This is a genomic window from Carboxylicivirga marina, assembly GCF_016612505.1.
In the GTDB taxonomy this organism is placed as follows: Bacteria; Bacteroidota; Bacteroidia; order Bacteroidales; family Marinilabiliaceae; genus Carboxylicivirga; species Carboxylicivirga marina.
Genome location: NZ_JAENRR010000052.1, coordinates 1 through 16,153, shown reverse-complemented (window position 1 = coordinate 16,153; position 16,153 = coordinate 1). Strand labels below are relative to the sequence as shown.

Sequence of the window (16,153 nt, the reverse complement as noted above, 5' to 3'; positions counted from 1 at the left end):
ATATTCTGTAAGGATATGGAAAATATTAATCTGATAGATACGTTTTCGGAGTTTAAAGAACTCAAAAACATTGATCGAGCAACCATGATCAGTGTATTAGAAGATTCATTTAGAAGTGTTCTTATCAAACGTTTTGGAACGGATGAGAACTTTGACGTTATTATTAATGACGACAAAGGTGACTTTGAAATATGGCGTAACCGCGAGGTGGTGACAGACGAAGATTTGGAAGATGAAAACCTTCAGATTTCTCTATCGGAAGCCAAGAAAATTGATGATGATTACGAATTAGGTGAAGAAGTAACCGATGAGGTTAAGTTTCTTGACTTTGGTCGTAGAGCAATATTAAGCCTTCGTCAAAACCTATCGGCTCGCATTTTAGAGCTTGAAAAGGACAATATTTACCACGCGTATAAAGATCGCGTCGGTGATATCGTTACTGGTGAAGTATATCAAATCTGGAAACGTGAAATCTTAATTATTGATGATGAAGGAAACGAGCTTATCTTACCAAAGACTGAGCAAATACCTTCAGACTTCTTTAGAAAAGGAGATAACGTTAGAGCAGTTGTTGTAAAGGTAGAAATACGTAATAACAACCCTTTAATTATTCTCTCACGTACTTCTCCGGTATTCCTTGAGCGCTTATTCGAACTGGAAGTACCAGAAATTTTTGATGGATTAATTACCATTAAAAAGATCGTTCGCGTACCTGGTGAAAGAGCAAAAGTAGCCGTTGAATCATATGACGAACGCATTGATCCTGTTGGAGCTTGTGTTGGTATGAAAGGCTCACGTATTCATGGCATCGTTCGTGAATTAAGAAATGAGAATATTGATGTGATTAACTTCACTAGCAATACTCAATTATTTATCCAAAGAGCATTAAACCCGGCAAAGATTACCAACATCAAGCTTGTTGAAGAAACAGGTAGAGCGGAAGTATACCTTCGTCCGGAAGAAGTGTCTTTAGCGATTGGTAAAGGCGGCTTAAACATTCGTTTAGCTGGCCAGCTTACCGGTTATGAGTTGGATGTGTACCGTGAAGCGGATGAAGATGATGAAGATGTGAAGTTGGATGAATTCGCCGATGAAATTGAAAGCTGGGTATTAGATGAGCTGAAAGCAATTGGTTGTGATACGGCCAAATCTGTACTAGACTTATCTATTGAAGATCTGGTTAAGAGAACTGATTTAGAAGAGGAAACAATTCGGGAAGTTAGAGGTGTATTAAGCGCTGAGTTTGAATAAATCGCTATATTTGCGCCGAAAGAATTGAATCCAAACAAAAAGAAATTATAAGAAGAGTCCTGTTATATGGCAGTTGGAAAAAGACTTAGTAAAGTAGCACGAGAGTTCAATGTTGGACACCACACTATTGTGGAGTTTCTTCAGAAGAAAGGTTACAAGGTAGAAACTAACCCGAATACAAAAATCTCGGAAGAGATGTATTCGCTTCTGGCACAAGAATATCGTGGCGATTCACATGTTAAGAAAGAATCGGAAAAACTGGCTAGATTAAAGGAGAAGTCGAAGAAAGAGTCGATTTCACTTGAAGATATCAGAGATGATATTGAGCCGGTTAAGGAAAAAGAAAAGCCGGCCGAAACGCCTGCTGCCAAAGATGAATCAGGACCTAAAGTTGTTGGTAAAGTTGATTTAGAGGCTTTCAAACCTAAGAAGAAAGAAGCTCCTGCAGCTCAACCTAAAGCTGAGAAGAAAGTGGAAAAAGAAGCTCCTGCTCCAAAAGTAGAGGCTCCAAAGGCAGAGCCAAAGAAGGTTGAGGAGAAAAAGGTTGAAAAGAAGCCAGAGAAAAAACCTGAACACATTCCAACAAAGGTTGAGCCTGTTGAAGAAATGAAGGTTGTTGGCAAGATTGATTTAGAAAATAAGCCAAGTAAAGCAGCTGAAAAACCTAAGAAAAAGGAAAAAGCAGAGCCGCAAGCTAAAACTGAAAAACCAAAGAAAAAGGTTGAAGTAAAAGCTGAAAAACCTAAAAAAGAAGAAGCACCTAAAGCTCCAAAAGCAGAAGAAAAACCTGCACCTGAAGCTCCAGCTAAACCACAAGAAGGTGAGAGCAAAACTGAAGAAGGAGATACTTTCCGTGCTACTCAGGTAAAGAAACTTTCTGGTCCTACCGTTATTGGTAAAATTGAATTACCAAAAACACCGGTAAAATCATCAGAAAATAAAGATGCGAATAAGAACAACGCGAATAAAAAGCGTAAACGTAAGCGCATCAAAAAAGATAAGGAAAAGGTTGACATCAACCAGAAACAACAGCAAGGTGGAGGTAACAAACCAGCTGGTCAGGGAGGTCCTGGTGGCGATAGAAAAGATACTCGCCCACAAAGACAGCGTCCGGCTCGCGTTAAAAAACGTCCAATCAAAGCTGAGGTTAACGAGGAAGATGTACAAAAGCAAATTAAGGATACATTAGCACGCCTTACTTCAAAAGGTAAGAACAAAGGTGCTAAACACCGTCGTGAAAAACGTGAAATGCAATCTCAACGCCAGCAGGCTGAGATGGAGCAGGCAGATAAGGAAAAGTCAATATTAAAAGTTACCGAATTTGTAACGGCTAACGAATTGGCTAACATGATGAGTGTTCAGGTGAACCAGATCATTGCGACCTGTATGAGCCTGGGAATGTTTGTATCGATTAACCAACGTTTAGATGCTGAAACATTAGCGCTTGTTGCCGAAGAATTTGGTTATACAATTGAGTTTGTAAGTGCCGATGTTGTTGAGTCAATTCAGGAAGAAGAAGATAAAGAGGAGGATTTAGAAGATCGTCCGCCAATTGTTACTGTTATGGGTCACGTTGACCACGGTAAAACATCTTTACTTGACCACGTTCGTAAAGCCAACGTTATTGCTGGTGAGGCCGGAGGTATTACACAGCACATTGGTGCCTACAGTGTAACACGTGAAGATGGGCGTCAAATCACTTTCCTTGATACACCGGGTCACGAAGCGTTTACCGCTATGCGTGCAAGGGGTGCTCAGGTAACCGATATAGCTATTATTATTGTTGCGGCAGATGACAACGTGATGCCTCAAACAATTGAAGCCATTAACCACGCTGCAGCTGCAGGTGTTCCAATGGTATTTGCCATTAATAAAATTGATAAGCCAGGTGCTAACCCTGACAGAATTAAGGAAGAACTGGCGAATATGAACTACCTGGTTGAAGATTGGGGTGGTAAATATCAGTGTCAGGAGATTTCAGCTAAAAACGGTGTTAACATCGATGAATTACTTGAGAAAGTATTGCTTGAAGCGGATCTCCTTGAGTTAAAGGCTAACCCAGAGAAACGTGCAGTTGGTTCGGTAATTGAATCATCATTAGATAAAGGACGTGGATATGTAACCACACTTCTTGTTCAAGGTGGAACAATGCGTGTAGGAGATATGATCCTTTCCGGTTCGCACTACGGACACGTTAAGGCCATGTTTAATGAGCGTAACCAAAAGGTTGATTCAGTTGGTCCTTCTGAACCTGCATTAGTGCTAGGTTTAAATGGTGCACCTCAGGCAGGTGAGCAATTTAACATTATGGAGGATGAACGCGAAGCCAAAGACATTGCCACTAAACGTGAGCAGTTACAGCGCGAGCAAGGCATGCGTACTAAAAAGCACATTACGCTTGATGAAATTGGTCGTCGTATTGCAATTGGTAACTTCCAGGAGTTGAATGTGATTGTAAAAGGTGATGTGGATGGTTCTATTGAAGCACTATCTGACTCATTAATCAAGTTATCAACTGAAGAGATTCAGGTGAATGTTATTCACAAAGCTGTTGGTCAGATTTCAGAATCAGATATCATGTTAGCAACGGCATCTAATGCCATTGTAATTGGTTTCCAGGTTCGTCCATCAATGGCGGCTCGTCGAATTGCTGAGAAAGAAGAAATTGACATTCGTCTTTACTCTATTATTTATGACGCTATCGAAGAGCTTAAGTCTGCTATGGAAGGTATGTTATCACCTGAAATCAAGGAAGAGATTGTTGCAACAATTGAAATCCGTGAAACATTCAAGATTTCGAAAGTGGGTACCATTGCCGGTTGTATGGTGAAAGAAGGAAAAATCAAACGTACCAACAAAATTCGCTTGATTCGCGAAGGTATTGTGGTGTACACTGGAGAACTTGGCTCACTGAAACGCTTCAAGGATGACGTGAAAGAAGTAGCTACAGGTTACGAGTGTGGATTAAACATCGATAAATACAATGATATTAAAGTTGGTGACCTTGTTGAAGCCTACGAAGAGGTAGAAGTAAGCCGTAAGTTGTAAAAACTATATCACTATATATAAAAAAGGTCATCCGTTTTGGATGACCTTTTTTTGTATCATTAGGTTTCAACTATAAATTATATTAACCCAAGCTTTACCAGGTTTTGTAAATCTTCAGGTGTATCAATACCATGCGATTCTTCAGTCGTCTCCTTCACTTTAATTGCATAACCATTTTCAAGCCAACGCAACTGCTCCAATGACTCCACAGCTTCTAGTTGACCTATTTCCAGCTTGGTTATTTCCAGTAAAACATCAGCTCTATAGCCATATAAACCAACATGATTATAATACTGATGCTTATTTACCCATTCAGCTTCCTTTTCTCCTCTCAAAAATGGTATGGGCGATCGACTAAAGTATAATGCTTGATTTTCTTTTCCAACAACAACCTTTGGCTTGTTAGCATTAAATAAATCATCGCTTACGGTTATCGGCTTCACCAATGTTGCAAGTTGGGTTATTTCATCAATAAAACAACTGGCAACAGATGCAATCTGCTTAGGACTGATAAATGGTTCATCGCCCTGAATATTAATGACGGCACTAAAAGTTTTCTTCTCCTGCTCAATTACCTTAAGCATGGCTTCAGCGCAACGATCAGTACCACTCTGATGGTCTACAGATGTCATCACCACCTTACCACCAAAAGCTGCAACTGCCTTTTCAATACGTTCATCGTCGGTTGCCACATAGACACATTCCAGTTCCTTGCTGGCTTGTTCGTACACGCGTTGTATCATTGGCTTACCGCCAATGTCAGCAAGTGGCTTGCCCGGAAATCGGGTTGAACCATATCTGGCTGGAATAATCCCTAAAATGTTTTTTTCACTCATTGTTTCAGAAATAGAAATATGCACAAATGTATCAAGTTCAATTTAGATACATTCGATTTTTATTGAAAGATAAAGATTATCAGCAGGCATTTTAACAAAATTTGTTTGAAACAATGAATTGTGATTGAAGGAGAATTGTAACTTTGTCAGGTTATCTGCAATTTTTGCAGGTTATTTGTTCGATAGTATGATAATGAGATAGCTGCATAAATAATGGATTTACAACAAATCAAACAACGATTCGGAATAATTGGCAATTCATTTGGCTTGAACAGAGCCATTGATGTGGCTGTTCAGGTAGCACCTACCGACTTATCCGTTTTAATTACCGGCGAAAGCGGTACGGGTAAAGAAGTAATGCCCCAAATCATTCACCAGTCGAGCGCACGAAAGCATGGCTCATACATTGCTGTCAACTGTGGAGCTATACCAGAAGGCACTATTGATTCAGAATTATTTGGCCATGAAAAAGGAGCCTTCACCGGTGCTTTATCTGATCGTAAAGGATATTTCGAGGAAGCCAATGGAGGTACCATCTTTCTGGACGAAATTGGTGAATTGCCATTAAACACTCAGGTACGACTATTGCGAGTACTCGAAGCTGGTGAATTTATTAAAGTTGGATCATCTAAAGTACTTAAAACAGATGTACGTGTGGTGGCAGCTACCAACGTTAAAATGGAACAGGCCATTAAAGACGGCAAGTTTCGTGAAGACTTATTCTATCGTCTTAACAGTGTTCCCATTAGCATTCCACCCCTTCGCGATCGCTCAGACGATATTTATCTGTTATTCCGGAAATTCGCCAATGATTTTGCTACACGATACCGCATGCCGGCCATCCGTTTATCTGATGATGCGAAAGATTTATTAATGCGTTACCGTTGGCCTGGAAATATTCGCCAGCTAAAGAATATTACTGAGCAAATATCTGTCATTGAACAAAAGCGTGAGATTAATGGCGAAGCTATCACCAAATACCTGCCCTATCACTCGGGCGATAACTTGCCAGCAGTAATTAACGACCAGAGTAAAAATGAAGCTGATTTTAGCACAGAGCGTGAGATTCTGTATAAGGTGTTGTTTGATATGAAGAACGACATGAACGACCTTAAAAAGCTCGTACTCGACATGATGGAAACCGGCGGAGCCAATGCACAGGGCGAACATGCACATATCATTCAGAAATTATACCAGAGTGAAGATGGTGACTTTGTTCCTAACAACAACAATGTTCAACCCGTAAGCTATCCAACTACTGTTCCTGAAGAACATCATGGCCCAATACAAGATACCGAAGAATTTATTGAGGAATCTTTATCATTAGCCGATAAGGAGATAGAGTTAATAAAAAAAGCACTGGAAAAATACAATGGCCGACGTAAACAAGCTGCCGTTGAACTAGGTATCTCGGAACGAACTTTATACCGTAAAATTAAAGAATACGAAATAGAACGATAAACATGATTAAAACTATACAAATATTTGTTGTTGCAACTCTATCACTATTGGTGACAGCCTGCTCCATCAACATGACCATGAGTGGTGCTTCAATTCCTGAGAACCTGAACACCTTCTCTGTTCAATATTTCGAAAACAGAGCTCCTTTGATTAACCCGGTGTTAAGTCAGAATTTTACAGAAGGCCTGAAGGATCGTGTTTCCAACGAATCACGATTAAGCTTGGTAAATGGAACCGGCGACGTCGATTTCTCTGGAGAAATAACTGGATACAGCGTTAGGCCCATGGCAATACAGGCAGATGCAGTTTCGGCAGAGACGCGACTAACCATGACAGTTAAAGTGCGTTATAAAAATTACAAAGACCCAAAACAGAATTGGGAAAGTACTTTTTCTGCTTTTCGAGATTTTGACTCATCGCAAAATATTAATGCCATTGAAAATGATCTGACGGCTGAAATGATCGAAGAAATAACAGAGAATATTTTCAATAAATCATTTGCCGACTGGTAATAGTAAGTGCCCATTCTTTATGAAAAAAACAGATTTTTTTGACATAGTTGAACAACCTGGTTTGTTAAATGAGAATTCGTTGACAGCTCTAAATGAAATTGTTGATGAGTTTCCATGGTTTCAAACAGCACGCATGCTATTGGTCAAAAATCTGCATTCCATCGAACATGTTCGATTTAATAGCGAATTAAAGCAATCTGCAGCATTTATTGCCGATCGAAAGCGCTTATATGAACTAATTCATAAAAAGAAAACTGAAATAGTTCATAAGCAGAGTCATGAAGAAGTGACTAACGTACCGACATCAACACCTACAGTTAAGGAAATCGAAGCGCAACCGAAAGGTAGTGTTGGTATCACGACGAAGGTTAGTTCTATTGTCGATTACTTCCAAACAGACGATACTTTTGAAACAGCAGATGGCGGACAGATTGATTTCTCTTTAATGTCGGACAGCAAGCAGCCTGTTGAAGAAAAAACCTCTATGATATTGCCTAGTGCTGATTTCCTGGGCTACGAATCTCCTGAAATATCAGGCTATCAGCTGAAAGAAAGCATAAATACAGAAGAAAAAAAGGATGAAAGCCATTCTTTTTCTGATTGGCTGACTATGATGCGCCACGCAAGTGTGAATAAAGAGGAAAAACCTGTTAAGAAAAAATCACATCAAATCATTGATAATTTCTTGCAGATAGACACGCCTAAAATTGTTCCCTCGGCAAAAACTAATGAAGAGAAAACAAAGCTAAACAGTGCTTTAGACGAAGTAATGGACCATGAAGGGGAAGACCTAATGTCAGAAACGTTAGCTGATATTTACATTAAACAAATGCACTACGACAAGGCAATTGGGATATATAAAAAGCTTGGTTTGAAATATCCCGAAAAAAATGTTTACTTTGCACGTCGAATTAGCGACTTAGAAAAATTAACTAATTAAATAATATAGCGAGATATGTATTCTTTTGTTTCGATACTTGTAATCTTAGTAAGTGTTCTTTTAATCCTTATCGTTTTGGTTCAAAACTCTAAGGGTGGTGGTTTAGCATCAAACTTCTCATCGCAAAACCAAGTGATGGGTGTACGTAAAACAACCGATTTTCTTGAAAAAGCGACCTGGACTTTGGCCGGTGTTTTATTAGTATTATCGTTTGTTGCCGTTATGGTTTTACCAAAAGATCAAATGGGTGCTGCCGAAATTGATGAGAAATTAAACACTTTACCAGTACAGCAAGAAGTTCCTGCTTTCCCAACACCAGCACAAGGTGATGAAACAGCAACCGAAGCTCCTGCTGAAGATGCAGAGTAATCATTCAATTAAAAAAATATGGAAAGTGTCAGGCTGTTTTGTCTGACACTTTTTTTATGTCTGCAATTTTGACTTTGTGTCACTCCGCACATGTCAGTCTTCTGCAAAAAAGTCAGTGAATCTTATAAAAATATGTCATAAATTGCTTTGGCATACTTTGTGAGAAAAAAGCAATCGTTAGAAACTAAAACATAATTAAAAAATAATTGATATGTCAGATTTAAAAGGAAGAATCTTAGCCGGTAAAATTTTGGTTAAGCCTCAGGCAGCTGAAACAACAACAGCAAGTGGAATTATTATTCCTGATTCAGCCAAAGAGAAGCCATTACAAGGCACAATCGTCTTAGTTGGTGATGCTAAAAAAGACGAAGCAATGGAAGTAAAAGCTGGTGATGTAGTTTTGTATGGAAAATACGGTGGTACTGAATTAAATGTTGAAGGCGAAGATTACTTATTAATCTCTCAGTCTGATGTTCTATACATCCTGTAATTATTAAACCTGATTATTTAAAATAGACATAAAATGGCTAAAGAAATAAAATTCAATATTGAAGCTCGCGACCTACTAAAAGAAGGTGTTGATGCTTTGGCAGATGCTGTAAAAGTGACACTAGGACCAAAAGGTCGTAACGTAGTTATCGATCGTAAGTTTGGTGCACCATCAATCACTAAAGATGGTGTTTCTGTGGCTAAAGAGGTTGAATTATCTGACCCTTATGCTAACATGGGTGCACAAATGGTAAAAGAGGTTGCTTCTAAAACTGGTGATGACGCTGGTGATGGAACAACAACAGCTACTGTATTAGCTCAGTCAATTATCAATGTTGGATTAAAAAATGTTACAGCGGGTGCTAACCCAATGGAATTAAAAAAGGGTATCGACAAAGCTGTTAAAGCTATTGTTGCAAATATCGAATCTCAATCTGAAGCTGTTGGTGAGCACAGTGAAAAAATCGAGCAGGTAGCAACAATCTCGGCTAACAACGATAACGAAATTGGTAAGTTAATTGCTGAAGCAATGGAGCGCGTTAGCAAAGAAGGTGTTATCACTGTTGAAGAAGCAAAAGGTACTGAAACAACTGTTGAAGTTGTTGAAGGTATGCAGTTCGACCGCGGTTACATTTCTCCGTACTTCGTAACTAACACTGACAAGATGGAGGCTGACCTTGAGAATCCTTTCATCTTAATTCACGACAAGAAGATTTCTACAATGAAAGATCTTCTTCCAATTCTTGAGCAGACTGCACAGTCAGGTCGTCCGTTGATGATCATTGCTGAAGATGTTGATGGTGAAGCATTGGCTACATTAGTAGTTAACCGACTGCGTGGTTCATTAAAAGTAGCAGCTGTTAAAGCCCCTGGTTTTGGCGACCGTCGTAAAGAAATGTTGCAAGACCTTGCTGTATTAACTGGTGGTACTGTTATCTCAGAAGAAACTGGATTGAATCTTGAAGGTGCAACCATTGAGATGCTTGGACAAGCTGAGAAAATCACTATCGACAAAGAAAACACAACTGTTGTAAACGGTTCTGGTGAAAAAGAAGCAATTGAGGCTCGTGCTAACCAAATAAAAGCACAGATTGCTAATACAACTTCTGACTACGACCGCGAGAAATTACAAGAGCGTTTAGCTAAAATCGCTGGTGGTGTTGCTGTACTTTATGTAGGTGCTGCTTCTGAGGTTGAAATGAAAGAGAAAAAAGATCGTGTTGATGATGCTTTAAGTGCGACTCGTGCTGCTGTTGAAGAAGGTATCGTTCCTGGTGGTGGTGTAACATACATCCGCTCTATTGCTGCTTTAGCTGACATTAAAGGTGAGACTGAAGACGAGCAGACTGGTATCGAAATCATTAAGCGTGCTATCGAAGAGCCATTGCGTCAGATTGTATTCAACGCTGGTAAAGAAGGTGCTGTAGTTGTTCAGAAAGTTTCTGAAGGTGAAGGTGACTTTGGATACAATGCACGATTCGACCGTTACGAAAACCTATTAGGAAGCGGTGTAATTGATCCTGCTAAAGTAACTCGTATCGCTCTTGAGAACGCTGCTTCTATTGCAGGTATGTTCTTAACAACAGAGTGTGTATTAGTTGATGAAAAAGAAGAAGCTGCTCCAGCTATGCCTCCTATGGGTGGTGGAATGGGTGGCGGCATGCCAGGTATGATGTAAGAATCATTAAAAATAAACATATAGAAAGAGGGAAGTCAAAAGACTTCCCTTTTTTAATATTTATTTAGTGGCCATATCATCAAGTAATAATATCTCACCTTCGGAGATTAGCTCAGTATTGCCAATTTCCATGCTGTGTAATGGAGCATGCACACCCATTGAATACTGAGAGCTGACACTTCCACCCGCCCAGGAATTATCACCAATAAAGAACGTTAACATACCAGCCATTTCCCATGATGCATACTGAGTTCCTTCGGTATACTTCCGATCACGGTTAATTCCGATATCAACAATCGATAAACAGTTTTTGTCTTTGGGGTTTGAATCCAATGCTTCTTTAATCCTATCTAAATTCCCATTACCTGATAAATCAGTTAAAACACCATTTTCGAAGGTCATTTTCAAATCTGTAAGTATCTCGCCATTATATGTATAATGAGGGATTACCAATAAGCCATTAGCCGATTGTGGATCAACACATGCATACACCTCTCCTGCCGGTAACCAGGCAGCAGTAGGTCCCCCGTCATTGTTTAACTTTGTGCAATCTCCACAGTTTGTCCGAATATCAGTACCAGCCAGGTTAAAGCTTAATGATGTTCCCTCTTTACTTGAAACGGTTACTATACTTCCTGCTTTAAGATATGTTTTCAACACATCGCTGTCAATACGCATCATCTCATAGTCTGTATCAATTGCATTCCAAAAATTGTTGAGCATATCAGAATGGTTCATTCCTACCAGTTCGGCATAAGATTGACTTGGAATACCTCCTGTCTGCCCAATAGATACGGATCTGTATTTAGCCCTATTAAAAGCATCCCGCAAGGCTATATTTCTCATCCTCATGGCTTTTAACTTTTCCTCAGGCACATCAGTAAATAATGCCGGCTCCTGAACCGACCCTGTTGAAATATAGCAATCAACTACCCTTGCCTGAAAAAGAGGATAAGGATTAACCATTGCCAGATATTTGACAGGGGTTTCCATAATAGCCTTGTGATTGGCCTTAGGCAAGTTTAACTCAACTGAACAGTGCCCTCCTGCCTTTGACACTTCTACCAACAGGGCTTCAATCAATTCTAATTCGGCTGGCGTTCCTGAAACTACTACCAGTTCACCTGGCTTAACATCTAAAGACTGATTAACAACCTTATTAGCTATTGATTGATAATCGGGTTTTTCCTGAGCAGTAAGCACAAAAGATAAACAAGCTATTGCCAATACAAACAGTTTTTTCATGATGACTTAATTTTTAGGATAAGAAAACCGATGAAATGAGCACTAGGGTGATCTTGAGAATTTGTGTAGGTATGTTAAACGTGACTAAAATCCATCAAACAAACTACATCAATTGAACCAACATGTCAAAATTAAACCATAAAATATCTGATGGCAAGCAATATACCCATTGAGTTTTGTTATTCTCTAAAAAAAAATGAGCTTGTCATGCCCCGCGTTTATCTTAATCTCCTATAGTCAGATTTTAATTAATTGAGTATCTTTGCAATCCTTATCGGCTGATTGATAAGCTAATTGATTGAAAGTAATTGTAGATGAAGAATATACGTAATTTTTGCATTATTGCTCATATTGACCATGGGAAGAGTACCTTGGCAGACAGACTATTGGGACATACAGGAACTGTAACCGGTAAAGATGCACAAGCACAAGTACTCGACGACATGGATTTGGAGCGTGAGCGTGGCATTACGATTAAAAGTCACGCTATCCAAATGGATTATGAGTTTGAGAGTGAAAAATATGTTTTGAACCTGATTGATACACCGGGACACGTTGACTTTTCATACGAAGTGTCACGTTCCATTGCCGCATGTGAAGGTGCTTTACTAATAGTAGATGCCACACAAGGTATTCAGGCACAAACCATCTCTAACCTGTACCAGGCCATTGAGAATGATTTGACCATTATTCCGGTTTTAAATAAGATGGACTTACCCAATGCCATGCCCGAAGAGGTAGAAGATCAAATCATTGATTTGATTGGTTGCGAGCGTGAAGAAATCATTCGTGCAAGTGGTAAAACCGGTGAAGGTGTTGATGATATTTTAGAAGGCATTGTTAATCGTGTGCCAGCACCTGTTGGTGACCCTGAAGGGCCGGTTCAGTGCTTAATTTTTGACTCCGTATTTAATTCCTTCCGTGGCATTATTGCTTATTTCAAAGTAGTAAATGGCAGCATCAAAAAAGGTGATCATGTTAAATTCTTCAATACTAAAAAAGAATATTTCGCCGATGAGATTGGTGTGCTTCGCCTTGACATGGAGCCTCGTAAAGAGCTCAAGACAGGTGATGTAGGTTACATTATTTCAGGTATTAAAACCAGTAAAGAAGTAAAAGTTGGTGATACCATTACCCATGTAAAAAATGGCTGTAACGAAGCAATTGGTGGATTTGAAGAAGTAAAACCAATGGTGTTTGCCGGCGTATACCCTATAGATGCGGAAGATTACGAAGATTTACGCGCAGCTATGGAGAAGCTTCAGTTAAATGATGCATCCCTAACATACGAACCGGAATCGTCAGCTGCACTGGGGTTTGGTTTCCGATGCGGATTCCTGGGCTTGTTGCACATGGAAATTATACAGGAGCGATTAGACCGTGAGTTTGACATGGCAGTGATTACTACCGTGCCTAACGTACCATATATTGCCCACACTAAAAAAGGTGAAACATTAGATGTTCATACACCTTCAGAATTACCTGAACCTACCTTATTAGATGTTGTTGAAGAACCTTACATCAGGGCTTCAGTGATAACCAAATCGGAGTATATTGGTCAGATAATGACCCTTTGTCTAGGCAAACGTGGTACGCTTATGAAACAGCATTACCTCACTTCCGACCGAGTTGATTTGGAGTTTGAATTGCCATTGGCCGAGATTGTATTTGACTTCTACGATAAGCTAAAAAGTATCTCAAAAGGTTATGCGTCGTTTGACTATCATCCGATTGAATTTAGAGCTGCCAAGTTAGTTCGACTGGACATATTATTGAATGGTGAGCCGGTTGATGCTCTATCATCATTAATTCACTTTGATAATGCGCAGGTATTTGGCCGACGCATGTGTGAAAAGCTGAAAGAATTAATACCGCGTCAGCAGTTTGATATTGCTATTCAGGCTGCGGTTGGTGCTAAAGTAATTGCCCGTGAAACAGTAAAAGCCGTGCGTAAAGATGTAACAGCCAAATGTTACGGTGGTGACATCTCACGTAAACGTAAGCTACTTGAAAAGCAGAAAAAAGGTAAGAAACGCATGAAGCAGGTTGGTAATGTTGAAGTACCACAGAAAGCCTTCTTAGCTGTTCTTAAACTGGACTAGTATAAATTTGATCCCTGTTGGGATGTTGGAAATAACTCGGGCCTGTCAAACTTTTGTTTGATGGGCTTTTTTTTCGATTAGAGTTAAGTTATTAAACGAAAGACATCAGTTTGATTGACTATCAAATTGTGTGATAAGTTAAATGGATGTCATCTTTATAACCCTCCTATCTGTAAAGATGACATCCGTTGCATTACCATATTTGCCAAGCACATAATCTATCAAAAGAATGTCCTCCCTCATCCGATGCTTATCTGTTTAGAAACCGATAGTTATATTTTCTTTAACCGATAGTTATTCGTTTGTAAACCGATAGTTATCGGTTTTGAAGTTGATACTTATTGGCTTTAAGGATGATGATAAAAGAGTTAATACCATTTAAATGGATGTTATCTTTAAAAGTCTCTTGTTCTTAAAGATGACATCCGTTGCATTACCTAAAAACAAAAAGCGGATGCCATTACCAGCACCCGCTTTAAACAATTAACTAATCAAGTAATTATTGGCATGTCCTTTTTGCCGGGCCAATCATGTTTTCCGGCTTAAATATTTCTTTTAGCTCTTCTTCTGAAAGAATACCTTCTTCCAAGACTATCTCGTATACACCTTTGCCTGTTTTAAGGGCTTCTTTAGCGATGCGCGTACTGTTTTTATAACCAATATGAGGATTCAAGGCTGTAACAATACCAATGCTCTTCAACACCATATTCTCACAAACATCTTCATTGGCAGTAATACCATCAATGCATTTGGTGCGAAGTGTATCCATGCCTCGCATTAAGAATTGAATTGATTCAAGAATACTATGTGCCAGTACTGGTTCCATCACATTCAATTGTAACTGACCTGCTTCAGCAGCAAAAGTCACCGTCAAATCATTACCGATTACTTTAAAGCAAATCTGGTTCATTACTTCAGGAATTACCGGATTGACTTTACCTGGCATAATCGATGAACCAGGCTGCATTGGTGGCAGATTAATTTCGTTAAATCCGGCACGTGGGCCCGATGAAAGAATACGCAAGTCGTTACATATTTTTGAAATCTTCACCGCCATTCGTTTGAGTGCCGATGAGTATATGACATACGAGCCAGTATCTGGTGTTGCTTCCACTAAATCAGATGCAAGCACTATTGGATAACCTGTAATATTACACAAGTGCTTTACACAAGCCTCAGAGTATCCTTCCACTGAGTTAATACCAGTACCAATAGCAGTAGCTCCCATGTTCACTTCACGGAAAAGGTTAGCATTTTGTGTTAGTCGCTCAATCTCCTCTGTTAAGGTGATCGCATAGGCACAAAATTCCTGACCTAGAGTCATTGGTACAGCATCCTGTAACTGAGTGCGCCCCATTTTAATAACATCGGCAAACTCATTACCCTTCTTTTTGAAAGCTTCGACTAACTGCTGCAGGTGCTCAATCAAAATGTAATTCATCCGGATAAGCGACAATTTTATAGCTGTAGGGTATGCATCATTAGTCGATTGCGATAAATTAACAATGTCGTTTGGCGAACAATGCTCATACTGCGCTTTTTCGTACCCCATTAGCTCCAGAGCACGGTTAGCGATCACCTCATTGGCATTCATGTTGGTACTGGTTCCGGCTCCTCCCTGAATCATGTCAATCGGGAATTCTTTATCAAACTTACCATCCATTACCTCTTTACAGGCCTGAACAACAGCACTCTTCATTTTATCATCGACCAGCCCCATATCATGGTTGGCTTTGATTGCGGCCATTTTAACGACCCCAAGGGCCCAGATAAAATGACGATACTGGCTCAAACGAGCAGTAGATATATTAAAATTTTCAACGGCACGTTGCGTTTGCACACCATAATATGCATCAACGGGTACTTGTAATTCCCCAATTAAATCGCTCTCAATACGTATTGCCATAATTGATAGTTTTTAGTTATGTGAATGCAAATGTTGGTGTTTTTTCTATGTAGAAATATGTCATTCGTCATCTTAAAAAGAAGGGTTGCAAGGCTAACAAAACAGTTTATTAGTCAAGCAACCCTTATTTTCTAAATCTTAATGTTTATTTTGCCACTTTTTTGATGAAAGATGAGGCATTACAGAAAATCTGATTACAATTTGTAAGTTGAATTTTTGGGGCTAAAAAATGTTTAAAATTTAATTAGTTAATCCTTACGAACTAAAAAACACTGGAGATATGCTATAAGTTTTAAAGTATATTTCCAGTATTATT

12 protein-coding genes are annotated in these 16,153 nt (G+C 39.3%); 9 read left to right on the top strand and 3 right to left on the bottom strand.

The window, feature by feature from the left end:
• Nucleotides 1-15: 15 nt before the first annotated feature.
• Nucleotides 16-1,251 carry a transcription termination factor NusA gene (gene nusA, locus JIV24_RS17200; protein ID WP_200466309.1) on the top strand — a complete coding sequence of 412 codons (1,236 nt, stop codon included), beginning with the start codon at nt 16-18 and terminating at the stop codon, nt 1,249-1,251.
• A gap of 66 nt (nt 1,252-1,317) precedes the next feature.
• Nucleotides 1,318-4,299: a translation initiation factor IF-2 gene (gene infB / locus JIV24_RS17195; protein ID WP_200466308.1), complete on the top strand. Its 2,982-nt coding sequence runs from the start codon at nt 1,318-1,320 to the stop codon at nt 4,297-4,299.
• A 77-nt stretch (nt 4,300-4,376) separates the two neighbouring features.
• Here infB and kdsB read toward each other — a convergent pair whose 3' ends face one another.
• On the bottom strand, nt 4,377-5,135 hold the full coding sequence (gene kdsB / locus JIV24_RS17190; RefSeq protein ID WP_200466307.1) for a 3-deoxy-manno-octulosonate cytidylyltransferase: 759 nt from the start codon (nt 5,133-5,135) through the stop codon (nt 4,377-4,379).
• 210 nt (nt 5,136-5,345) lie between these two features.
• On the opposite strand from kdsB, the gene JIV24_RS17185 reads away from it, so the two are divergent.
• From JIV24_RS17185 to groL, 6 genes are all read left to right on the top strand, one after another.
• The gene (locus JIV24_RS17185; protein WP_394369144.1) at nt 5,346-6,596 is read left to right on the top strand and encodes a sigma-54 interaction domain-containing protein; all 1,251 of its coding nucleotides are present in this window, start codon (nt 5,346-5,348) and stop codon (nt 6,594-6,596) included.
• A gap of 2 nt (nt 6,597-6,598) precedes the next feature.
• On the top strand, nt 6,599-7,108 hold the full coding sequence (locus tag JIV24_RS17180; RefSeq protein ID WP_200466305.1) for an LptE family protein: 510 nt from the start codon (nt 6,599-6,601) through the stop codon (nt 7,106-7,108).
• 19 nt (nt 7,109-7,127) lie between these two features.
• Nucleotides 7,128-8,048 (top strand): hypothetical protein, encoded by a 921-nt coding sequence (locus JIV24_RS17175; RefSeq protein WP_200466304.1) that lies wholly within the window; start codon nt 7,128-7,130, stop codon nt 8,046-8,048.
• Nucleotides 8,049-8,063: 15 nt separating this feature from the next.
• A complete protein-coding gene (gene secG / locus JIV24_RS17170) occupies nt 8,064-8,417 on the top strand; it encodes a preprotein translocase subunit SecG (protein WP_200466303.1) in 354 nt (117 codons plus the stop codon).
• 211 nt (nt 8,418-8,628) lie between these two features.
• Nucleotides 8,629-8,907, top strand: a complete 279-nt coding sequence (locus JIV24_RS17165) for a co-chaperone GroES (protein ID WP_200466302.1) — start codon at nt 8,629-8,631, stop codon at nt 8,905-8,907.
• 33 nt (nt 8,908-8,940) lie between these two features.
• Entirely contained in the window at nt 8,941-10,584 is a 1,644-nt protein-coding gene (groL, locus tag JIV24_RS17160) for a chaperonin GroEL (protein ID WP_200466301.1), read from the top strand.
• A 60-nt stretch (nt 10,585-10,644) separates the two neighbouring features.
• On the opposite strand, the gene JIV24_RS17155 is transcribed toward groL, so the two are convergent.
• Nucleotides 10,645-11,829, bottom strand: coding sequence for an aminopeptidase (locus tag JIV24_RS17155; RefSeq protein WP_200466300.1), 1,185 nt, complete (start codon nt 11,827-11,829; stop codon nt 10,645-10,647).
• Between the two features lie 314 nt (nt 11,830-12,143).
• Between JIV24_RS17155 and lepA the strand changes: the two genes are divergently transcribed.
• On the top strand, nt 12,144-13,931 hold the full coding sequence (lepA, locus tag JIV24_RS17150; protein ID WP_200466299.1) for a translation elongation factor 4: 1,788 nt from the start codon (nt 12,144-12,146) through the stop codon (nt 13,929-13,931).
• A gap of 499 nt (nt 13,932-14,430) precedes the next feature.
• On the opposite strand, the gene aspA is transcribed toward lepA, so the two are convergent.
• Complete coding sequence (gene aspA / locus JIV24_RS17145) at nt 14,431-15,837, bottom strand: aspartate ammonia-lyase (protein ID WP_200466298.1); 1,407 nt, start codon at nt 15,835-15,837, stop codon at nt 14,431-14,433.
• Nucleotides 15,838-16,153 lie beyond the last annotated feature (316 nt).